Annotated in this window: 22 protein-coding genes and 1 pseudogene; 14 read left to right on the forward strand and 9 right to left on the reverse strand. The window is 29.1% G+C overall.

The window, feature by feature from the left end; genetic code table 11:
• Positions 1-112: 112 nt before the first annotated feature.
• From ACVC3Y_RS06480 to ACVC3Y_RS06490, 3 genes are read left to right on the forward strand one after another with little or no spacing between them, the layout of a single operon-like run.
• Positions 113-817 carry a hypothetical protein gene (locus ACVC3Y_RS06480; protein ID WP_452226431.1) on the forward strand — a complete coding sequence of 235 codons (705 nt, stop codon included), beginning with the start codon at positions 113-115 and terminating at the stop codon, positions 815-817.
• Entirely contained in the window at positions 817-1,548 is a 732-nt protein-coding gene (locus ACVC3Y_RS06485) for a hypothetical protein (protein WP_452226432.1), read from the forward strand. Before ACVC3Y_RS06480 ends, ACVC3Y_RS06485 begins: the two co-directional genes overlap by 1 nt.
• A gap of 4 nt (positions 1,549-1,552) precedes the next feature.
• On the forward strand, positions 1,553-3,505 hold the full coding sequence (locus ACVC3Y_RS06490) for a hypothetical protein (protein ID WP_452226433.1): 1,953 nt from the start codon (positions 1,553-1,555) through the stop codon (positions 3,503-3,505).
• Positions 3,506-4,078: 573 nt separating this feature from the next.
• On the opposite strand, the gene ACVC3Y_RS06495 is transcribed toward ACVC3Y_RS06490, so the two are convergent.
• From ACVC3Y_RS06495 to ACVC3Y_RS06525, 7 genes and pseudogenes are all read right to left on the reverse strand, one after another.
• Positions 4,079-5,740: a recombinase family protein gene (locus ACVC3Y_RS06495; RefSeq protein WP_452226434.1), complete on the reverse strand. Its 1,662-nt coding sequence runs from the start codon at positions 5,738-5,740 to the stop codon at positions 4,079-4,081.
• 43 nt (positions 5,741-5,783) lie between these two features.
• A pseudogene (locus ACVC3Y_RS06500) lies at positions 5,784-6,632 on the reverse strand (YifB family Mg chelatase-like AAA ATPase); the annotation flags it as partial.
• A gap of 95 nt (positions 6,633-6,727) precedes the next feature.
• Positions 6,728-7,234, reverse strand: coding sequence for a type VI secretion system transmembrane protein TssO (locus ACVC3Y_RS06505; protein ID WP_452226435.1), 507 nt, complete (start codon positions 7,232-7,234; stop codon positions 6,728-6,730).
• A gap of 22 nt (positions 7,235-7,256) precedes the next feature.
• Complete coding sequence (locus ACVC3Y_RS06510; protein WP_303424218.1) at positions 7,257-8,411, reverse strand: hypothetical protein; 1,155 nt, start codon at positions 8,409-8,411, stop codon at positions 7,257-7,259.
• A gap of 12 nt (positions 8,412-8,423) precedes the next feature.
• Positions 8,424-9,416 (reverse strand): PKD domain-containing protein, encoded by a 993-nt coding sequence (locus tag ACVC3Y_RS06515; RefSeq protein WP_452226436.1) that lies wholly within the window; start codon positions 9,414-9,416, stop codon positions 8,424-8,426.
• Positions 9,417-9,452: 36 nt separating this feature from the next.
• A complete protein-coding gene (locus ACVC3Y_RS06520) occupies positions 9,453-11,282 on the reverse strand; it encodes a type VI secretion system baseplate subunit TssF (protein WP_452226437.1) in 1,830 nt (609 codons plus the stop codon).
• Positions 11,283-11,291: 9 nt separating this feature from the next.
• The gene (locus ACVC3Y_RS06525; RefSeq protein WP_452226438.1) at positions 11,292-11,726 is read right to left on the reverse strand and encodes a GPW/gp25 family protein; all 435 of its coding nucleotides are present in this window, start codon (positions 11,724-11,726) and stop codon (positions 11,292-11,294) included.
• Positions 11,727-11,937: 211 nt separating this feature from the next.
• Between ACVC3Y_RS06525 and ACVC3Y_RS06530 the strand changes: the two genes are divergently transcribed.
• The 11 genes from ACVC3Y_RS06530 (at position 11,938) to ACVC3Y_RS06580 (ending at position 21,457) form a co-directional block, all read left to right on the forward strand.
• Positions 11,938-12,948, forward strand: a complete 1,011-nt coding sequence (locus ACVC3Y_RS06530) for a C40 family peptidase (protein WP_452226439.1) — start codon at positions 11,938-11,940, stop codon at positions 12,946-12,948.
• A gap of 7 nt (positions 12,949-12,955) precedes the next feature.
• Positions 12,956-13,870: a hypothetical protein gene (locus ACVC3Y_RS06535; RefSeq protein ID WP_303424213.1), complete on the forward strand. Its 915-nt coding sequence runs from the start codon at positions 12,956-12,958 to the stop codon at positions 13,868-13,870.
• A gap of 10 nt (positions 13,871-13,880) precedes the next feature.
• The gene (locus ACVC3Y_RS06540; RefSeq protein WP_452226440.1) at positions 13,881-14,759 is read left to right on the forward strand and encodes a TssN family type VI secretion system protein; all 879 of its coding nucleotides are present in this window, start codon (positions 13,881-13,883) and stop codon (positions 14,757-14,759) included.
• 271 nt (positions 14,760-15,030) lie between these two features.
• Positions 15,031-15,420: a type VI secretion system tube protein TssD gene (gene tssD, locus ACVC3Y_RS06545; protein ID WP_303424211.1), complete on the forward strand. Its 390-nt coding sequence runs from the start codon at positions 15,031-15,033 to the stop codon at positions 15,418-15,420.
• 63 nt (positions 15,421-15,483) lie between these two features.
• Entirely contained in the window at positions 15,484-15,906 is a 423-nt protein-coding gene (gene tssD / locus ACVC3Y_RS06550) for a type VI secretion system tube protein TssD (protein WP_303424210.1), read from the forward strand.
• 12 nt (positions 15,907-15,918) lie between these two features.
• Entirely contained in the window at positions 15,919-17,679 is a 1,761-nt protein-coding gene (locus ACVC3Y_RS06555; RefSeq protein ID WP_303424209.1) for a type VI secretion system Vgr family protein, read from the forward strand.
• A gap of 1 nt (position 17,680) precedes the next feature.
• Positions 17,681-18,121, forward strand: a complete 441-nt coding sequence (locus ACVC3Y_RS06560) for a hypothetical protein (RefSeq protein ID WP_303424208.1) — start codon at positions 17,681-17,683, stop codon at positions 18,119-18,121.
• A gap of 6 nt (positions 18,122-18,127) precedes the next feature.
• Complete coding sequence (locus tag ACVC3Y_RS06565; protein WP_303424207.1) at positions 18,128-19,093, forward strand: DUF2169 domain-containing protein; 966 nt, start codon at positions 18,128-18,130, stop codon at positions 19,091-19,093.
• A gap of 2 nt (positions 19,094-19,095) precedes the next feature.
• Positions 19,096-19,869, forward strand: a complete 774-nt coding sequence (locus ACVC3Y_RS06570; RefSeq protein ID WP_303424206.1) for a hypothetical protein — start codon at positions 19,096-19,098, stop codon at positions 19,867-19,869.
• A 5-nt stretch (positions 19,870-19,874) separates the two neighbouring features.
• Positions 19,875-20,306, forward strand: coding sequence for a DUF3592 domain-containing protein (locus tag ACVC3Y_RS06575; protein WP_303424205.1), 432 nt, complete (start codon positions 19,875-19,877; stop codon positions 20,304-20,306).
• A complete protein-coding gene (locus ACVC3Y_RS06580) occupies positions 20,306-21,457 on the forward strand; it encodes a DUF2169 domain-containing protein (protein ID WP_303424204.1) in 1,152 nt (383 codons plus the stop codon). The genes ACVC3Y_RS06575 and ACVC3Y_RS06580 overlap by 1 nt, the downstream gene beginning before the upstream one ends.
• Before the next feature lie 8 nt (positions 21,458-21,465).
• Here the strand turns inward: ACVC3Y_RS06580 and ACVC3Y_RS06585 are convergent, their stop codons facing one another.
• Together ACVC3Y_RS06585 and ACVC3Y_RS06590 are read right to left on the reverse strand one after the other, a co-directional pair.
• Positions 21,466-22,284: a hypothetical protein gene (locus ACVC3Y_RS06585; protein ID WP_452226441.1), complete on the reverse strand. Its 819-nt coding sequence runs from the start codon at positions 22,282-22,284 to the stop codon at positions 21,466-21,468.
• Complete coding sequence (locus ACVC3Y_RS06590; protein ID WP_303424202.1) at positions 22,271-23,617, reverse strand: DUF5458 family protein; 1,347 nt, start codon at positions 23,615-23,617, stop codon at positions 22,271-22,273. Before ACVC3Y_RS06590 ends, ACVC3Y_RS06585 begins: the two co-directional genes overlap by 14 nt.
• Position 23,618: the final 1 nt, after the last annotated feature.

Genomic DNA, 23,618 nt, shown 5'->3' on the forward strand with positions numbered 1-23,618 from the left:
GAATTTCACTTTAAAAAAAGCCCTTTCGTATTTTATTTAAAGTAATGATTAAATCATGGTCCTTTTTGCAATTTATATCGTTATAACAATATATAAAGTATAAGAAAATCATATGGTAGAAATAAAGACAAATAATTCAACAAATAAAATCCAACAATGCTATGATAACGGTCTCATATCAAATCGTTCATTAATAGAACTTAAAAAGATAATTCATGTTGATGCCCGTGAAACATTATTTAATCTTTTAATTGTTGGTGTTAGAAATGGTAAGAAAGTAAAACCTTTTTTATCACCAACTCAACTTAAAAATACAGTAGCTCAAATGTTAACTAACAATGTTAAGTTATATGACGGAATAAAAGCGTCACAATTTATTGCGGTTGCAAATAATAGGAATAAAGAAATGCAAAGCTTAGGCATGAACTTAAAAGAATATTCGAAATACATAGGTATTAGTTACTCCCATTTAAAACGACTACAAAGTGTTTTGAATACAGGCAATAGGAATCATTATAAAGAAGCTATAGATAGAGATATAGAAATGAAAAGTCTGGGTATGAACCTTAAAGAATATGCTAAGTTTATCGGTGTCAGATACAGTAAGTTATTTAGAAAACAAAAAGTTATCAAACTACCAAAATACATAACTAATGACATCGAAGCTGATATAATTAGTATTCCAGATGCTCTACAATATTTAACAGTCCAGAAACTTTTTCGAGAAAAGATATACAACAAAAGTTATCATCTCACATTAGCTTCTGGCGATTTCAAAACTCAAATTAAAAAAGAATCTATAAAGTCATACAAGTAATGAATAAATTAAAATATGTAAATCCAAAAAAAGGTTCGCAAATTATACTATTTGATGGTATTTCTGAATCTTTAAATATAGTTAAAAGACACAAGAACTTTAAAATTTCAAAAGATATTCTTATTCATAAATTTCTAATGGATTTAAAGGATTTTAATAGCTTTAAAATAAGCCTTGAAAACTCCATCCAACAACTTAAACAATTCATAAAAACAAAAAAATATAAGTTTATAATACTTGATAAATGGTATTTGACTTCATTGTTTAAACTAAACGAATATTTTTTGTTGGACAAAGTTTTTAAAAACCATGAAGACTTAGTAGAATTTTTGAAAGAATTTGAAAAAAGAATGTATAGTGAATTCAACTTCATAAAATATATAACAACTTTAGATAATAAATTATCAAAGAGAGAATATTTACACAATAGCTTGGATATTGATGATGATGAAGATATTATAGAAGATAGAGAAATTGTTTTAGCACAGTTGTTGACTAATGGTTTCAATTCAAAAGAACTACCAAACGAAGATTTGGATTATGTATGTGAATATATTTCTTTGAATTCCAAAAACGAATATTTTAAAAACTATATTAATTCGTTTAACAAAAACACATATAGTGACACTTTAAACAGTGCGATTTTAAACCCAAAGGAAATATCTAAAACAATTGCATTCCTAACAAAAAATAGTACTAAGACTAATTACAAAGGAAGAAATAGAGAATAATAAAATGAAAGAAATGAATACAAAAAAAATCACTCCGTTGTTTGGTAAATTATCAGAAACAGATGAAAACGGTAAATGCTTATTTGATTATATTAATAAATTCGAGAATGAAATAGCATTTCCTTTCTATTACGAAATATTTACCGATTGTAACTTCGAGAAAATCACAAAATTAAGATTCTATAATGTTTCTGAATTAATAATGTATAAACCCGCTTTCATAAACACACAATTTGTTATGCGTTATGTCAATTTTTTGGCATCAAATAAAATGAACTCAGAAATTAGTCTTCAAGAAATATATGCATTATCAATACTATCAGATAAAGACTCTGAAAATCATCCCAAAACCGCAGTGTTTAGACACGCCTATTTAGATGATATCAAAACAAAATTCTTAGTCTCAACAAGTAAAAGAAAATTTCTTGAATTCATATATTCTTTAGACATAAATGAATTAGAGTTTAGAAGAAGAGTCAAAGACACTTTATTTAATACAGAAATAGAAACGATTAATCAAAAAAACCCGTACATCGAAACTTGTGATACATTTAATACTTTTAAATCTCCGAGTCTTCTATATAATGAATTATCCAACTACAATCATAAGCTTAAAGATTTAGAAATTAACCTTTTAAATTTATTATATTTCCCCGAGGGGGAACTACATTTTTTTGGTTCACATTTCTTATTAATAAAAGGTGATTCTAAGTATACCCTGAATATTGAAGAAAATGAAAACGGATTTTTCAAAGATGAAGATAGCAATGAATGTAGAAATGTGTTTTTTAAATCAAAAGATGGAAAAGAAGTTTCAAAAATATTTAATAGATATTTAAAAAAGCGAAATAGACTTCTACCAGACTATTACGATAATTTAGATACGCAAGTGAATTATGTTGTTGATGATTTTATGAAAACAAACAAAAAACACCACTACGAGGAAACAACAATTCTATCACACACCTCTGTTGGTTATATTGCTTTTGTTTTTAAAGCATCAAAAAAAACTACTTCAAAACTTGATATGAAAACTGTTTTTTATAATAGAAATTTAAGCCAAATTTACTTGAAAAAGGATTTAGAAATATTTACAGCGGATAGAAGTTTTAGAAATTCTTTTGAAAATAAAAACGAAGTTTTTGAAAAAGTGGTAGAAAACACTATCTCAAATATTTTCAAAAAAACAAGAGTTATATCTATTTCTAAAAATTACCATCGCATAAAAGAGATGGCTTATAAAGAATGTTCTTTAAATCAAAATACTTTATGTTTTCCTATATGTCAGCAACATGCCTATGAGCAAAAATTAAATGAATTAATTTTACAGAATAAAATATCAGACTATTTAGCAGAGCTTCAAATGTGCTTCATAATAAATGGTAGTGTTGAAATAAAGAATTTTGATGAAGTTTCAAAAATGAAACAATACATATCATACAAATTAACTCCATTTTATGAATTTGAACTATCTGACAATTTTCAACAACTACACACAAAAGAATTTAAAAATTTAGTTTATGAATTAAATTCCCTTAAGAATAATATTCTAGACCGAAAAAAACATATTAAGTATTTAAATAAAAATAATAAATCAAAAAAACAGTCCGAATTAATCATAACAAAAAAGAATATATTAAGTAAGCGAAAGAAAAGAGTTAAAACTTTAGAAAAAAACATAACAAATACTAAACACTATGAAAGAGATGTAATAGAATTAAACAATGAAGGTGAATTAATATCGACAGAAGACTATTGTATGGTTAATTACACGACGTACGTTGCAAAGAAAGAAGGCAAAGAAATTTTGAGTTTTTTAAAAAGTAGAATTTTCTCTACCTCAAAGGCTGCCAATAAAATTACATCCTATGATTATAATGACGAGTATCAGAAACTCGCAGATAGAGGGAGGAAATACTATTCTTATATATCCGATAAATATAGAATAAGTATATGATTAGTGTCATTTATATATAAATTTAATTTAGTGTATAGTTGTTATATAAGTATTTCCTATCCTTTCTTCAAATGTGAAATGAAAAGTATCTTCATTAAGCTCTACTACATCATAGACTTCTGTATCATAAGTAAAAAATACCAGAGAGAATGGGGCATCTGGGAGAACAGATTCGTAAGTTGATAAAAGAAAGTAACATCACTAAATAGGGAATTGCGTTTAATGCTGAAATTGATAATCGAAACCTAAGAGAATATGGAACATGGGAACAAGAGATGAAAGTGGGAATACTAAAAAGAATAGCTTAAGCGTTTTCAATGACTAGCTCTGAGATTTTAAATTTTAATAAACTAAACTAGGTTGATAAATGAGGTACAACGACAACGCTTATATTTCAGGAGAAAGGGTTACTACAGCGGAGGAGGAGGTGTTAAAGAACCTCCTATCTTCTTACAGCCAGCACTTGAAGGTGTTACAAACTCCTTAGAGTATATAAGACTAAGAGATAAAATATTTGCAACCAAACTTAGTTCTTAGGTGAATCATTAAATGTTCTTATTATAAAGTTTTTTGCTAATCAAAAACATCTTTATTATCAATTTTATCAAACTTTTTAAACCTCTCTAGCATCTGAGCATAAATTTGCTCTCCATCCATTCTGTCATCAAAAAGTAGAGGGATTTGCGAATCAAGGTCCAATCCCATCAAATAATTTTTATCTATTACATGGTGAACTTCATGTCCAAATGTATATCTAATTTTTAAATCGTACCCGATCGTCTTGTCATAAAGGATGACAATTCTTTTTATATATTTCTTTATAAGTTCTACTTTTCTTTCGAATGGTATATCATCTAAATTTTCTAGGTCAATATTTAGCATATCTAAGTATTTCTTAGAATTCGTAAACAACTCCATTTGGCTTTGGTAGTTCTTTTTTTGAACATTCAAATCACGGACTTCTTTGTCAAACTCTTCAAGACTTATTCTTATCTCACACTCTGGAATTATTCCTTCAATGGCGTATTTAATTGCTCTCCTTCTTTTCTCTGAAATACTTATAAATTTTGTGTCTATTTCTAGTAAATCTTTGATTATGCCTTTAATTCTATCTTCATCTTCTCGATGTTCGAGATACTGAACTAAAGGTGTTACCATATCTTTCAACACAAAAAAACGTTCCCAAATGTACCTTTCTATATTAGTTATATTAATACCTCGATTACCACAATTTATTTTAGGAAACCTTTTTGATGAACACATGTAAATATTCGTGTTGGCATTTATTTTCCCATAATAATTCCTCTCACATTTACCGCATTCCAAGATGCCTTTGAGTAGGTATCTATGTTCCACTTTCTTACCTGTAATTATTCTATTTGATGTGAGCTTGCTTTGCACTTCATGCCATAAGGATTCCTCTAAAAGGACAGGGTAGTTGTACATTTTTCTTTCTTCTCCCGAACCAAAGTACTTCCGCCCAATATATATTTCATTCCTTAGAATATTTCTTATTGTATTTTGCGCCCATTGCACTTCACTCTTCTTCCTTTTGTATTTTTTCTTTGTGTCCTTATGGGTAAGTGTTATAAAACCTTCAGGCATCTTCTGATATCTAGTTTTAACTCCTCGTTCATTCAGTATTGTAGCAATAGCACGAGTACCTTTACCCTCAAGGCACATTTTATAAATATCACGAACTACAACTGCTTCTTTCTCATCAATGATAACATATTTATCATTATCTTTTGTAAAGCCATATGCCATTATTCCTCCTCGAGTTTTTCCTTCTTCCAAATTTCCATGGAGGGCTCTTTTAGTTAAAAAACTTTGTTTATCTAGTAGGTAAGCATTTGTTGATGACATAATAATAGCCAGCATTTTACCTTCTGCGGTCAGTAAATCTTGAAGAACACCTGAGTAATATACTTTAATATTATTATTTTTAATGATATCCAAGAATACCCCCCAAGTCCTGATATTTCTTTCTAAACGGTCTTGTTTACGAGTATAAACTGCTTCTACTAAGCCGTCTTTCATATCAGATAGCATTTCTTCTAATTTAGGTCTTTTATAGAGCTCTAGACCTCCAGATATTCCCTGCCCCTCATCATAAATTCTAAAATCATCCCCAAAACCATTAGATTTAGCAAATTCTTTCCCTTCTCTTATTTGATTTTCAATTGATGTAGAATCATCATTTTCCCTTGATAGACGTGTATATATTGCAAGCATTTAACTGTTTTTATGCGTAAAGATAAGAAACATCTACATTAGAAATAGTAACATTCGATATCGTATGATGTGGCGAACGAAATGGTCTTTGCGCCATAATACCAGCATTTGCTTTTACTCTACCAACGACACTATGAATTTTTGTCGTTTCTAAGGCTTCATGAATTGTCATTGGAGGCAAAATACTTGGCAAACGTTTTGCTAACATGGTTTTTCCTGCTCCTGGAGGACCAATTAATATGATATTGTGTCCTCCTGCGGCCGCAATTTCCATACAGCGTTTTATTGATTCTTGTCCTTTTACATCACTAAAATCAAACTCTGGGAAATCTAAGTTTTTTTCGAATTCTGCTTTCGTATCTATTATAGTTTGTTCTAAGGCTTCCCCTTTATCAAAATATTGGATTACTTGTTTTATGTTATCTACTCCAAAAACTTGTAAATCGTCTACAATTGCTGCTTCTTTTGCATTTTGACTAGGGAGTATAAAACCTTTATAACCTTCTTCTTTTGCTTTAATTGCTATTGGTAATGCTCCTCGTATTGGCTGTAAACTTCCATCTAAAGATAATTCTCCCATGATGAGAAAGTCTTCTAAATTTTCGGCTTGAATTTGATTAGTAGCTACAAGAATTCCAATAGCCAATGTTAAATCGTAGGCACTTCCCTCCTTTCGTAAATCGGCAGGAGACATATTTATAATTATTTTTTTGCCAGGTATTTTATAGCCATTGTTTTGCAAAGCTGCAGCAATTCTAAAATTACTTTCTTTAATAGCGTTGTCTGGTAAACCAACTAAATGATAGCCAATTCCAGAATCTACATTTACCTCTACGGTTATTGTTGTTGCCTCAACACCAAAGACTGCACTTCCAAAAACTTTTTTAAGCATTATAGATTATTTTCTATAAATGTAATAAAAATGCTTGTAATATAAAACCTTTCTGATAACAGAAAGGTTTATTTTAATTTAATCGAAATTATAAATTAATTAGAGCCTCTTGCAATGTACAAGTCTCTTTCACATTGCTTAAAGTCTGCTTTCACTTTATCTAAAGCAATTTTATATTCATCGATAGTTGCTTTAGAATCTTTTAATTGATGCAATTGCATTTTTCCTTCTAAAAGTTCGGCGTATACTGTTATAATATTGGTATACATATCGTAACGATATGTAGAATCTTTGGTTGGAATTGTTTTTTGCAAGTCTACTAATTTAGCACTTATTAAATTATTTTGATAGGCCATGTTGGTTCCATTAATTCCTAAAGAATCAATCATATTACGAATGCTTTTCATTTCGTTTGAAAAACCATCTTGAAAAACCATTTCTTTTTCAACAGATTTCACTTGGTTTTTTAGTATGGCATTTTCTTTATTTGGTACTTTAAAGTTAAAGTATACAGCAAACAAAATAGCAGTAATAGTTACAGCAAAAAGTGCTAAAAATTTAAAAAAAGAAGCGCGTCTGTCTTTACTGTTTTTTGGTTTCATAAATTTATATTTTAGTATTTTATTAGTCTAATAGAAAGCTTCTTCGGCTTTTAACTTCTACATTATCTACTACTTCTTCTTTTACAAAAATGCTAGAGTCCGATTTTTTTCCTATGTAATCTAATTCATTTAATTTTTTAAATAAGGAAAGCATCAATTTAGAAAAGGAAGACACTTTTAATAAGGCTGCATTAATATCTGTATGTTCATATTTAATTTCTAACATATCTACTAGTACATTTTCAAAAGCGCCTTGATTTAAATCGCACCAATCGGTTAAATAGTTTAATAATTCTTCTTTACCTGTTCCTACATATACATCTAAACTACTTTTTATAACTCTTGCTAAACCAGATAGTTTATTAATCATTACAATTGGTGGTTGGTATTTGTCTTGCATTCTAAATTCTGGAATACTTCGGTTTAAATTTTCAAGTACGCGCTGTGAAATATGTAATACCATATGCGACAGATCGTTTGCTTGTTTTTTTTGATATATTTTTTGAATAATATGCATTGCATAAGATTCGATTAGATTAAAAAAGGTTACAATTTCTTGAAATGTAAATTTTAAATCTGCATGACTTTGAATAGATTTACAAGGCGGAATAAAATTTTCTACTAATGTTGGCACTCCATCTTTAACATCTATTTTCCCTATGGTTATATGATGCAAACCAAGTTCTCTTTTGGAAACTTCGGTACTTGCTAGAATATCTAATTTATATTCTGGTAATACATATGGATGTCTTGGCGGTTCTTCATTTGGATCTGCATCGCCTACTGGAACTCTTTGAAAAGGATTTACTGTAAGCACTATATAAAACGTATTATCTTCTATACCTACATTATATTGTTGTTTTAAAATATAACCAGATTGTTCTAGTAATGGTTTTGTGCTTTCAGAAATATTTATTTGATAACCACCTAATGTAATTGCATGACATTTATTGAGTATGACTTCTATAGTGCTTTGTCCATCAATAGAAATTAATAGATCTATAGAGCTTCCCTGTTCTGAAAAATCTGGTAATAGACCATAACTTATTGGTGTTACTTGTTTTTGCTCTGAGTTTTTAATGGCATAAACCATAGATTCTTCAAAATCAATAAAGTGATCTTTATTAATCTTCATTCCATCTATCCAATTTACTCTATGTTTATCTTGTGTATTCATTATTTCATTAGTTTAAAATAGTCCAAGACCAGATTTTTTATAGTCTATAGTAATTGTTTTTATACAATTAGAGCCTTTGTCTCTAAAGATTTCAAAGTTTTTAATTTTTATTTTTTTGTCTTTAATTTTTTCGCAAAAGACTAAAAATGTAGTGTTTTTGCCATTTACGATTATAGGTTTATTAACATCGCCACAAAAATAATCTACAAATTGATTAGGGCTCATTTTCTCTTTGGAAACAAGAATAAGTTTTTCTTTAAAATCTTCGTGACCAATATATGGTACTAATTTTGGGGTATCGGGTTTATCTTTTATTACTGTAGTTTCAGGTGCTTCTTTTATATCCCAAACTGGTTCTGAAGGTTTTTCAGGTATATCAATAAATGTATTTTCTTCTTCTTCTTTTAATGGTAATACTTCTATTTTTTGCTTAGATATATATTTTAATTCTCCATTAATAATTAATGAAATGGTTTTAAAACCTGGTTCTTTATAAATGTAAGATGCTAATTTAGTTTTTGCATTTGCTTCTGCAGTTTCTCCAAATCGCCACTCCCAACTAGAAGCATTTTCTGTTTGGTCTTCGACTATTAATGTGGTACCAACTTCTATGGTTTTAGGAATTTTAAATACTGGAAACTTTGTAGAATCTAAAAGCTCTTTTTTTTGTAAAATGGTAATGGTTTCCGACTGCTCACAAATGCCATTAACTAGTAACCTAACCTGATATTCTCCAGGTTTATAATAAACATGTAATGGTTTTTGTTGTGTTGAAGTTAATGTGCTATCTCCAAAATTCCAATGCCAATTATTAGCTCCTTCAGTTTGGTCTTCAAATTTAATTAGTGAACCAATGGTATAATTATTTGTAGAGATTTTAAAACTTACATCTTCGCAAGGTGCATATTTTGAATATTTAAATGCAAACATGGATGCGGATAAAAAAAAGACACCTAAGAAAGTATATATTACAGATTTATCTAAATATGTGGATGTATTTTTCATTGTATTATTAATTTTCTAATACTCTTAAAACAAGTATTAATTTACTATTTTTATTTTATATGGAAATATATTCACCGATTTTTTTTCTAAAAAAAGCATCAAACTACTATTGAGTGAATCCCATTCTATTTGTTCAAATTTTATTTTTTTATTTGGATGTAAAAGTATTTCTATACATGGTATTATTCCTTTATTTACTTCCATGCTATTGGTATAACTTTTCTTAATTTCTACTGTTTCAATCTTATCAGTATACAATTCATAACAAAGCGCTTTAACGTCTTCTTTGGTTACAATTCTGTCTCTTGATAATAAAGAACGTCTATAGGAATTAAGGCGTTCTTCCATTTTTAAATCATTTTTACCATCAAAAGTTGTAGTTAACAAATAACTTCCTTTTTGCTTTATACCTATTGCTTTATAAACCTCAATTTCATTTCCAGATTTAATATTATTTGCATCTTCTCCATTGGTTGTCCAGTAATCTACTAATAGGTTTTCCTTTTTACTATATGGTTCTAGGGTGATATATTTACTTTCGGTAAATGTATTTTTGGAAGCAATCACTTTTTTCTCTAATAAAGAAATTAACTGATTTAAGTTTTTAATATTGGTATGTAAAAAATCATTATTTAAAAAAGAAAAGGATGCGCTTTCATCTTTAAGCAATTCAATTAAATGTGTTAAATACTCTTTTGCACTACGTTGATCTAGTTTGCCTACATTATTACCTCGTATCGTATAATTTCCTTTTTTTGTATTTATTACATCTTTAAGTTTTGGTGTATATACTTCTCCATTTGTATTTACAATAGATTTAACATCTAAAAAATGATCTTCTGTATTAATAGGTAATATATTAATGTAATTTTTTACTTGATAACTAAAAGAATTTAATTCTCTATTTAAAACAGGAAAAGCATTTAAAGAGCAATATATTTTTTGCAAAATTGTATTATTTATAACTCTAGAGAATTCTATTTTAATCCAAGTGATATTCTTTGGGATTTCTAATTGGTTCGTTGCTATAAAGTCTATTAAATCTTCGGAAACGGAAGTTGTATAGTTTTTTTTATTTTTTATGCTTATGAAGTTTTTTTTATAGAATTGTAATACATGATTGGTGATATTTTGCGTATTACTAGAAACTTCTTTAAAAATGGTATTTAAGTTAATTTCGTTTAGTTTATTACTATTGTAAAAACCTTCTTGTGTTTTTAATTCCTTATTATTTATAGACCATTTTGCTTGGTTTAAATAATGATAAAATAATTCACTATTATCGATATCCTCAATTTCAAAGTAAAACGATATATCTTGTAATGGTAATTCTTTCAAACTACTTTCTATACCTAAATATATTGTAGAAGCTTGCAACTCTTCTTTAGCATTATTTTTTGTTAGTAGGCTTTTTTCTTTTTTTTCATCTATACTAAAACACTTATTACCACAAGCTAAATATTTAACATTTGCATTTATAAGGTTAAAATCTTGAATTGGAGAAAAGAAAATATTTTTTACCGTTTGTGAACCCTTTTTTTCTGTGGTGCGTTTTTTAAAGTAAAATTGATATTCTGGTTTTATGTTTGTTTTTTTATCTAATGTATTAGCATGTAAAATTGCATGTGCTGGTTTAGAACCTATTGCAGTTTCTGGAGTCATTAGCTGTACTAATTTTTCAGTAACTATGTTTTGTGATTCGTTTAACTCTGCCTGAATTTTTAAAATTTCTGAAGCACAAGCAGAAATGAGCAAAGATACAACAGGATCAAAAGAGGTTTCAATTTCATTAGCTGCAACTCCCCAAATGGAAGCCGCTTTTTTTACCATTCTATTTTTTATATGTTCGAAAGATTCTGTTTTCATCTCGTAATTTTATTGATATGATAATGGTCCTATATAAAAGTATTCTACATACTTAAAATCTTCGTTTGTTAGTTTTACTTTAGCATTAATAACAAGATCTACTCTTTTTTTTATTCTATTTACCGAATCTGTATTTAAAATTTCTTCTTGTTTAATTTTTACATCTACAGTAATCTTAGTTAACCTTTTTTCATGGGTCTTAATAGAATCTTCAATAGAGCTCTTAATCAAAGATTTTAGAATATTAGAACTCTTTAAGTTATCAAAATCTAATTCCCAAATAGAACTCCCAAAACTTTCTTCAAAGTTACACTCGCCAAAGTGAGTGGTATTAATTAAATGGATATAATGTGCAATAGACTGCTTTAAATCACAGGTAACATGCTCCTTTTTTGTAAAAAAGCTATCTGGTTTAATTGGTAATTTGTAAAAATGTTTATTCATAATATTACAGTAGTAAATATAGGATTTTTATTATACTTAAAACATAAAACCCTGTTTTTCAAATACAAAAACAATATAATTAACGACTTTTTTTTACAAATCATAGATTAAAAATTGTTTAAATACATTTATTTGCTACTTTTATTAATATTATTTTTTAGTATTGGTTAACATTAATTAAAAAAAAACATTAATTATCAAAACATATATTATGAATACTAAATTACTACTTATAATAGCACTTTTGATATGCTCTATTGGTAATGCTCAAATTTCTTTTAAAGGTATTGTTACAGAAGAAGACACATCGGTTAATGTTACAGATGCGATTGTTGCAATAGAAGGCACAACTATAGCACAACGCACTGATTTAAATGGTGCATTTAACATTTTTAAAGAGATCCCAATTGGAGATCAAGTAGTAACAATTACTAAAGAAGGTTATAATACAAGATATTTACTTATTGAAGTAGAATCAGGCAAAAACATTATCATGGATAATGTAACAATAGTAGTAAACAAAAAAGAAAGAAAAAGAAGGGAAAAAGCAATAAAAGAGCAAAAAAAGAACGCTAAAAAAGCAGAAAAAGAAAAAGAGGATTTGCTTGCCGACTCCAAAAAAGAAAAAGAGAAAAAAGAAAAAGAATTAGAAAAACAAAGAAAAAAACTGCTTAAACAGAAAAAGAAAAACGCTGAAAACATTCCTGTTGTTGAAAACAATACCATACCTAGTAATACAAATGTAACAACCACAGAAATTACTAGTACACAAATAAAATATGGAGCGAAACTAGATGTTACACCAGAAACAATATCGAACACTAAACTATATGACTTTATTGAAGCTTGGGAGGGAACAAAATATATTCTAGGAGGAGAAAATAAAGAAGGAATAGATTGCTCCTCATTTTCACAAAGATTATATAATTCTGTTTATGACGTGCATATAGAAAGAACTGCACAAAAACAATTTGATTCTAAACTAACCGATAAGTTTTTAGGAAAAGAATTTTTACGTGAAGGAGATTTATTGTTTTTTAAAGGTTTTGGAGAAAATAAAAGTACCATTAGTCATGTTGGTATTTATTTACATAATGGCTATTTTGTTCATGCTACCTCGTACTCTAAAGACAATGGGCTATCTGGCGTAAAAATAAGTAACCTAACAAATGCATTTTGGACTAGAATATTTGTAGCTGGAGGAAGAAGACAAAAAAACTAAAACAACTATGAATACAGATGAATTAGAACAAATTTTTGAAGAACTAATATCTGTTTATCAAAACTTAAAAGCCGAAGTAATCGTTGCAGAATTGAATAAAAACACAGCTATTCATAAAGACGACATAATAATAAATAACAAAAGCACATTTAAAAGATCGCATAGAAGGGATATTTTAGATGTAGGTACAATAGACGAAAATAACAAACTACATCTAAATTTAAGTAGAAATGGTTTATACGATCATTTACCTGAAGGCCTTTTTCATACTAAAGACACCTCTAAAGGAACTTTAGGCTATAGCGAATTACGAAAAAATTACAAGCAAGAAGAAAGCAAAGCTAGACACTTCTTCTCTCCTCTAGAAAATGAATTTTTTAACCAAAAATTAAAAATTGAAACTAAAGAGCAAGATTTATTAAATAATTTTCTAAATTTAGATGATGAATTTTTAATAAACTTCTGGAAAGTAGATAGTTCCATACCCAAGAAGTATCTATTAAAACTATTAAAATTATTACCATATAGCTATAAAATAGCTGGAGATATAAAACTAACTAGTCTTTGCTTAGAAAATATTATAAACAAAAAAGTAACTATTAAAAAAGTATTTAATCCAAAAGAGATAAATAATCGTAAATTAAATAATACCGATAATTATTTAGGAACAAATTTTACACTTACTAACACCTATGATTCTATTTTACAACCAGTATATCAAGTTGAAATAGGCCCAATTTTAGAAGATAAAATTGAAGACTATTTAGAGAAAGATGGTTTTTCTAAATTTTTAAATGTGTTTTACGATTACTTTTTTCCTATGGAAGTAGAAATAAAAACATCCTTTAAAGTTAACCTTAAGGATGGTTTTTTATTAAGTAAAGAAAAAGAACCAATAATAGGTTTAACAACACTAATATAATTCTAAAAGAATGAATGCATTAACCAATATAATGAATGGAAACATGTTTAAAGTAAGCTTAGGCTTGTTTTTTATTAGCTCTATTATACTTGGTTTAATGAAAAAGTTAAGAAGCATTTTTACAAAAAATAAAAAAGCAGCAATATTATACTTACTTTTTATTCTAATAACATTTGCACTAACAGCTTTACTAAGCTCTCATTTTGTATTAAACGATACACCTTTAAACAGTTTTATAGGCATTCAACTCGTTTTTTTTGCATTAGGTTTTTTACACTTACATGTAATGGATAAATATTTTCCAGACTTACAAAATGATAAAACAGATTTTTTTAACGAATTCTTATTCTCCATAATTATCTTATGCATTGGTCTTATAGCATACATGAACGTAGTAAATAGATTTAGACCCAATTTTAGTATTATTTTTTTAGGGTCTGGACTTTGTTTTATTATTCCATTTTTATTTAAAAAATTATACGAATTTGCTTTCAACATACCAATTCCTGTATATAAAAAATGGGTGTTTCCTTTAGATAAAAGCATAAAAGACCCAACTAAAAACGAATTAATAAATCCTGCTGTAATAAGTTTTGAGTTTCAGAAAAAACACGAAATTAATGAAATTACAAACTTTAGAATCAAGGCACCAGAAAATATGGAATTTGGAAAACTCTTTTATTTCTTTATTAACGACTATAACGAAAGACATCCAGAAAGCACCATCGAGTATCTTGACCCTAATAATATGCAACCTCAAGAGTGGGTTTTCTATTTTAAACCCAAAAATTGGTTTGGAAGTGTAAAACACATTAATTATGAAAAAACAGTGGTAAACAATAGCATTAATGAAAACGATGTAATTGTTTGTAAAAGAATAAACAAGTAAATAGCTCTCCGCAAATCTAGTAGAAACAATACGATTTCTACATCCTACAAGTACCAACTAAATACAACTAAAAATAAATAAGTTGATTTATGTTAACCTTTTGCTTTAAAAAATATTAAATAGTAAATAAATTAAGTTAAACCTTTAATTTTTAACTAGTTAATTTGGATAAAAAATTTTTAAACCTTGTGGTATTAAGTAAAATACTGTAACTTTAAATAGTTTAAAACCATTCTTCTTATTAGTTAATTATTAATTAAAATCAATTATTATGTCATTTAAATCAAAACTAAATGTTGGCGGAAACGAGTACAATGTGCTAAACTGTAGCTATGAGTTACACCAAGAAACGGATGCAACAGGTCGTCCTTCATCTATAACAAGAGGAGGAAAAATTAAAATCACAGTAGAATCTACTGCAGACACCTCTTTATCAGACTGGATGTTCAATAATTTTGAACGTAAAGACGGCTCTATTACTTTCTTAAAAAGAGATACAGATGCTAAGGCAAAAGAATTAAAATTCACAGAAGCTTACATGGTAAACTACAGTGAAAAATTTGATCACTCTGGAGAAAACCCTATGGCAGAAACTGTTGTAATCTCGGCTAAAACTATTGGTATAGGAAACGGCGAGCATATTAATGAGTGGACAAAATAAGCCCTCTATAATTATTATACATTCAAAATTCAAGGAGTGTAATTACTACACTCCTTAGGATTATTGTACACTATTATTAAACAAACACAGATTATGTCTTTTTTAGCAAAATTAATTATTGATGAAGAGGAAAACAATGTACTGGAATGCTCTTTCGATTTTACACAAAATATAGGACCCGATGGTCGACCTGTAGAACTACCCAGAGCTGGACTTATACATGTTCTTATAGAATCAACTGGCAACACAGATATCTTAGCATGGATGGTAATGCCACATACCTTTAAAGACGGAGAAATCGTTTTTTACAATAGAGACAGTATGTCAAGTAACAAAACACTCACTTTTTATGATGGGATTTGTGTAAGCTATCACGAAGAATTTAGTGCTGAAGATGCGCTCCCTATGAAAACACGAATAGCTATTTCGGCTCGTGCGGTTGACATCAACGACGTAAGCTATGAAAATAATTGGGAAATCTTTTAATATTAAATTGCTATGGCCATACTTTCAAAAACATCTATTCACATAAATGGTAATAAACTATCCTACTATAATAGTTGTCAGTTACATCAAACCATAGGAGAACACCACAGCATGGAATTGCATTGCTTCTTGAAAACAATTCAGAAATTTTGCGAAGCTAATAATCATGACATTGAAGATATTTTAGGAACTATCATAACCATTGAAACAATATCTTATGAAAAAAAAGATACTTATGGTACACTTAAATTTAAAGGTATTATTACAGGTTTAAACTATAATAAAGGTCTACATGCAAGTAATGGCGACAATGTAGTAATAATGGCTAACAGTCCAACAGTTATAGCTTCAGATGGGCCACATTACATGTCCTATAACAACATGAGTTTTATTGATATTATAAAAGATAATTTTAAAAACTATGATACTTCTAAGCTCAAAATAAACACGGAAAACTCAAACTTAACAGACCCCATAACCTATACCGTACAATATAATGAAAGCTGTTTTGCTTTTGCGCAACGAATGGCTTCTAGAAATGGAGAATGGTTATTTTATAATGGAGAAGAATTAGTTTTTGGCATACCAAAAAACAGTGATGATCTTGAATTAATTCTCGGAAGAGATTTGCACGATTTTAATACTTCACTTACTCCTATACCACAAAATTTCAATTATTTTACAAACGATTATTTAGTTAATGATGTTCACGAAATTGCATCCTCCTCAGTCCAGAGCTCTAAAAAAGGCAATTTTAGTCAAATTAATGAAAACTCAAAAGAAATTTATACAAACCCAACACGTGTTTGGGTTAATATTCCTGATGATGGTAACACCAGAAATCGCATAGACAATTACGTTAAACTACAACAAACAGCCATACAAACAAACCAAATTCAAGTTTCAGGTTCTTCTGACAATCCTGGAGTTTCTATAGGTAATAGTATAAAAATTTCACAAAGCACCTATAGAGTGACTAAGGTTTCCCACTCACTTTCTAATAATGGCTTATATGAAAATTCTTTTGAAGCTACATCTACAAATATTGATGCCTACCCAAAAACTAATATCAATGCTTTTCCTATCGCACAAAGCCAAATGGCTAAAGTTATAGAAAATCACGATCCAGATGGAATGGGCAGAATAAAAGTACAGTTCTCATGGCAACGACAAGATGGACTAACAACACCTTGGATTAGGTGTATTTCACCAAGTGCATCACGAGGTCAAGGCTTCTTTTTTATTCCTGAAATAGAAGATGAAGTTTTAATCGATTTTGAAGGAGGAAATGCAGAAATCCCTTATAGTGTTGGTGGAGTATACAACTCGAACACTGCACCACCTTCAGGAAGTAAAGACCCTGACAACTGTATTAAAATGATTAAGTCTGGCGAATCTATAATTGAAATAAATGGATGTAACGGCAGTATAAAACTGCAAGACAAAGCTGGAAGTATGATTCTTTTAGATGGCGAAGGTAACATTCTAATTAGTGCTGTAGAACAATTTAATATAGACTGTAAAGTTGGCTTTTTTGATGCAAGAGAAACATTAAATGTAGGTTCTCCAGATACAACAATAGCTGGAGATTCTAGTTTATGGCTAACCTCTAATACCGAATTAAAAGCAGATGGAGGAACTGCCACTTTAGAAGCAAAAACTGGCAAAGCAGAACTAAAAGGGATAACTGCAGAAGTAAATGCAACAACCAATGCAAAAGTAAATGGAACAGCTATGACCGAAATAAAAGGAGGTCAAGTAAAACTAAATTAATATGAAAACATTTTTAGAAAAAACAGAAAACCCTATTTACGAAAAACCTTTAAAAAAAGGACATAGTTTGGCTATTCTTGAAAAAGAAGAGAAGGACGTTATTCAAGTTCGTAATGCACAAGGAGTAGCACTTTTTACTATTGAAGTTTCAAATGAAGGAACTAATCTAAATATAGAAGCCGAAAATATAAATATTAAGGCTAGCAAAAAACTCCAGTTATCTGCTGAAAATATTGATATAAAAAGCAAAAAAGAACTTTTCCTTAAAAGTGAAGGCAATTTTAATCAATTTGTAAAGGGTAATAAAACAATTAAAACACAAGGAGAAAATATAGAAACCGCAAAAACACAATATATAAAAGCATACTTAGGAGATGTTAAACTTAAAGCGAACGATGATATTAAACTAAATGGAGAAAGAGTAAAACTTAATTGCGATTAAAAAATAATGGAATTCATTAATAATACATCTTTTCATACTTTAATTCATAGAACAGCACTGGATAATGACTGCATAGCAATGGCTATAATGTGTAGAATAACTTATGATGTTTTAGATGATGAATCTTTAAAAATTAGTAAAGACCAAGAATGGGGTCTTCATCAAACATTTTGGGAAAGCGAATATGGACCAATGGACACAGATGATGTATACGCCAAAGGAGGAATCGATTTAATGGTTTTTGGTAGTGCTAAAGCACTTAATGGATTACCAGTGACAGAGAGTGAAGTTGTTGTAAATATTAATAATAAGCCAATACATAAAATAAAAGTATATGGAAAAAGGACTTGGAAATCATTTCTCGGTAGTTTAAGTATTAGTGCACCCGAACCATTTACCGAAATTCCACTCACTTTACATAATGCCTTTGGAGGAACAGCAAAATGGGATGGTCTAGAAATCCCATATCCAGCAAACCCTTATGGCAAAGGATATTATCATAAAAAAGAAGAAGCCATAGGTAATGTACTACCAAATATTGAACATTATAACAATCGTATTACAAAATGGAATTCTTGGCAAGAACCAGCAGGTATTACTTCCTTTCCTATTATGTCAATAAAAGCAAAAAATAACTTAGTACTAAATGAAGAGAAGTCTAAAATTGAAAAATTGAAATTGAAGTTTTTTAATTCTGCATTTCCTGAATTAATAATAGAAGAGGTAAATATAATGGACACTATAAGTATTGAAGGTGTGACAGAAAGTAATCAATTTGCTTTTAATATTCCTTCAAACAACTTAGAAATAGATATTATTCTTGGAGATAAAAAACTAAAAAGAAAAATGAATATTGATCAAATAGGTGTTATTCCAGATAAGAAAAAGGTATTTATTAGTTATCGTTTTCCATTTAGATATACAATTAACCCTATGGAAATTAGAGAATTTTCATTAAATACAACAGCTTAATTATGCATTGTTCTATACATACAAATATTCACCCAATGCTAGGCGCAGATATCCATTTGGGTACTCCAGGCCCTCCAGTAGTTCCTGTTCCTATGCCACATTTTGTAGCACAACTTTTAGGAGGACTTCAAACTTCTGCTAAAATACAACCAACTATTATGTCACATAATTTCCTAGTGCTAAATAGAGGCTCAGATATAGGTATGGGAATTGGTCATGTAGCTGGTAATATATTATTTCCTATTTTAGTATTAACTAGTGGTTCTGTTTCAGAGTTTGGTGCCTTTTCCGTTTTAAGCGGAGGCCAACCAACTGCTATTGCTCCATTAATTTATGCCGGATTAAACTTAAATTGTTCAGACCCAATTCCAATGAATAGTATTAATACTGTAATTGCTCCTGGAACGAACATGGCTGGTTTTAATTTTTCAGATTATTTAGCTAGTGTACTAAGTTTTGCTGTAGATGTTTTTATCACTGGTGTTGCCAATTTAATTGGTGCAGGATTAGGTAAAGCGGCAATGGGAGGCACCGCTAGATTAGCAGGTCATTTTTCGGTTAGTGCTGGTTTAATGACTAGCGTATTATTTAGTCATTCGTTTAGCGGACAAGTCATTAGTAGTGTTGTAGAGTCTACCATTGGTTTTTTTGTCGGTTCTCCAATTGGACCAGCTGCTAGTGAAAACTCCCCATTAAGTTGGGTAGGAGATCAAGCAGACACACAAATTAATGAGTATATGAATGATTACTATTCACAAGGAGAAAACTTAAACTAATCACCATGAACTCAATCTCGACTTCTATATATTATTATTTGATATTAATTGGTGGTATTGCAATATCGATATATGCCCTTTGGTCATTAATTTCTTTGAATAATTTTAAAAAAAATGCGTCTATAACTAACGGGACTATTATAGATTATAGGTCTAAAGTTAATAATGACCAAGCTGTTTTTGATAAAGGAACAGATTATGCACCTGTTTTTAAATTTATCACAGAAACCGATAAAAAAGAAATAATGGTTCAGTCTACCTCCTATAAATCTGAAAAAAAATATGCAATTGGAAGTACTGTAAAAGTATATTACGATAATAACAATCCGAAAAAAGCATATATTGAAGAAAGCTTTCCCTGGAGGTTTTTATTTATCTTATTAACTACAGGAATAATAGGCTTTTTAATACCTCTTCTTTTAATATTAAAAAAATAATGAAAGAAACTATACAGCTCATTTCTGGAAATAATGTTAGTGGTAAACCTATTTTATCTTTAATAGTAAAAAGAACTTATATTATTCTTAATAATGGAACATGCATATATAATGAAGTTCAAAAACCAATAACAAAGGAGCATACTTTTTATGACGATAATGAAAAGCATATTGATCAAGATATTGATTTATACACTTACAAACCTTTAACTGATGTAATTGTAAAAGGAAAGGCAAGAACGAATAAAAAAACAAATTCATTTCAAGCTTGTGTTGAAATTGCAAGATTGAAGTTAGATATTACAATTTTTGGGAATAGAAATCTTTATAAAGCAAACAACGGAATCCCAACTTTTACAACTCCTGAAAACATACTAGAAGTTCCACTAACATATAATTTTGCTTATGGAGGAAAAGACCTATTGGCTGAAAGACATTTAAAAGAAAGAATTGAAAATGATACTAAATTAAAATATTTAAATGAAGTTACAGATCTTTTAGCTGGAAGCCCCTATAGATACCAAAGAAATCCAGAAGGTAAAGGATATATTACTTCATTAAATGAAGAAGGCTTAGAAAAGGTTGAATTGCCAAATCTAGAGAATCCATATCAATTAGTAACACCTGAAAATATTGTTTGTAAATCTATAGCTCATTGGCAAAAAATGCCTTTACCTGTTGCCACAGATTTTGTACATCCTGGTTGGTTTCCTAGGGTTGCCTATTTTGGTATGTATCCAATTCCTAAAGGATTTGATGAAGATGCTTACGAGATAACTAAGAAGTTAGTGGATGAAGAAATCCTAAAAAGTAGATTTGAAATTAAGAAAGCGCATTTTAATTTTAGAGCATTTAATAGTGCATCTTTAGGCTTACAATCTAGATATTTACATGGTGGAGAATCCTGTAGATTAACAAATATACACCCTAATAAAACAGAATTTGTTTTTAAATTACCCAATGAACAACCTAAAATAAAAATTGATAATAGAAAAGGGAAACTAATTAAAGCAGATGTAAATATGCATAGTGTTATTATTGAACCAGACACCAATAGCTTAAGTATTGTTTGGTGTGGTACAATTAAAGCATTAAGACCGTATATGGAGGAAGAATTAGAAAAAATGCCTTTTGAAGTGAAGTGGAACTAATTATAACTTTAAAATCTAGCTCCATATGCCCATAAATAGGAAGAACCACAATTCCCCATTCCTCGTTTTAAAAAAGGGATTTCTAAACTAATCCTTTCCCTTTTTCTATATGCTTTATGTAATTCTAATATAATTTTATCAGACTCTTTTACAAAACCCGAATAAGAAGTAAAAGATAATTCGCCTTTAACATATTTGTAATTTACACCCAGACTCTGAGTATAATCCGCTATGTTACCTAATCCTTTTTTAATATAGGCTTCTTTGTCTGGAAAAAAATCTTTAAATGGTTCTTTAACAATATCCTTAAATTTTCCATCCAACTCACTTTTTAATAGTTCCTTTGTAGCCGCTCGAGGAGCATCAATAGCTTTAAATGCAATTTTGGTATAGCTGGAATATTGATCTGCATTCAATATACTGTCTACCGACTTCATGAATTTATCTTTTTTGGCTAATTCTCCTTTAAACAAATCAAACTCATTAAGAAGTTTTTTTAATTTTGTTTTATGTTTATTAATTTCATTTGAATTATTACCAAGTTCTATTTTTAAGTAGTAGATTTTATTTTTTATTATACCATCTTTTAAACTAATATATTTTACTAAACCTTTTTCCCATTCATTAATAAAACTGGAATTAAAAATCGCTACTAAATCATCATTATTATCTAAAGCAATATTTACGGAGTCCGAATAACTTTTAAAATCGGCTTCTAATGAAGATAGTTTACCATTCAAAGTACGTCCTAAATACTTTTTTGTTAATTTAACAATATCTGTACTACCTTTACTTAATAATAATATTTTCTCTTTATTGTTGCTCATAATCAGCATCCCATTCGGTACCATCATCTCCTTTTTGACCATCCATTTTAATCATGAAATTTTTGGCTGGAAAATAAGGTTTCATATGTATATCTAAAAACACTCTGTCTTTTTGTTTAGGATCTTGTTCAAATCTTTTAATAGAAAAATCTTCAATAAGTTTATCTGGTCCAGTAATACCATCTAAAAACTTAACTATTTGTCCCATTAATTCTTTTCTAGTTTTTGCATTAAAGTTTTCGAAAGCACGACGGTTTAAGAAATCCATCAATACTTTAGTTACATAATCAAATACACGAACTACAGAATACGTTTGTAACCCAAGGTTGTCTCCATTAAATAACGTTTTAGCAGAGAATGCCATTACTTTACCATATTCTTTAACCATTGGTACTAGTCCCATTTTTTCAAGATGCGCAATTTCACTCTTTTTAAGATCGAAACGTACACCATCAATTTCGTTAATACCACCAAACTTTTTACCTGCAGTAACTTGAGACATTAAAGTTTGGTATATTTTTCCTGCCAAAGCACCTGCTGGTGGAACAAATAAATCGTCTTCCTCTCCTACTTCATCTACTTTACCTCTACCTACTAACCAGTTACAAGCCATAATTACGTTCGACTTATATTTATCGCCACTAGTTAAATTAGCAGCTTCAAACATTTCCATAACATCATCTGGTTCATCTAAATGTTCAAAATCTGTAACTAACATTGCTTTATTTTCGTGTGCTATTTTAGCCCACTTTTCAACAACTTTATTAGATCCTAAATAACCAGGAATAACTAATAGTCCGTAATTTTCTCTCAGATCTAAACGATCATAAGTAGATTTTAATTCTTCAGCTACAGCATCTATAAATCTAGTATTATCTAAATCTTTAACTTGCTCTAGTTCTGCATTCATTATCGATATGTTTTTTAACTTATCGGATTCTGTATTTTTATAAAATAAAGCCATAGATCTATACGATCGTTCTAAATCGTTGGTAGCTTCTAAAGCTTTATGTAAATTTTTCTTTAAAGAGCCATTAGCTGTTTGCGATTTTGTTTCTGAAGCTTCTACCATTTCTGAAATATTATCGGATTCGGATAAAACTGAAGACCAAATTTCTAATACTTTTTTAAGCTGTTCTCTATCGTCTTTTTTTGCTTGCTCTGTAAGAAATATTCTTTTTCTAGCTTTGCGTTCTGGATTCATATTTTGAACACCTTCTATACAAGATTCTAACAGATCAAAACCTCCATATTTGGCAAGTTGTTCACTTTTTTCTTTTAAATGTTGTGCTGGATTTTCTACTGGAGAAAATTGTTGTTGTGCTTTTGCCATA

This window comes from Lacinutrix cladophorae (genome assembly GCF_053604645.1).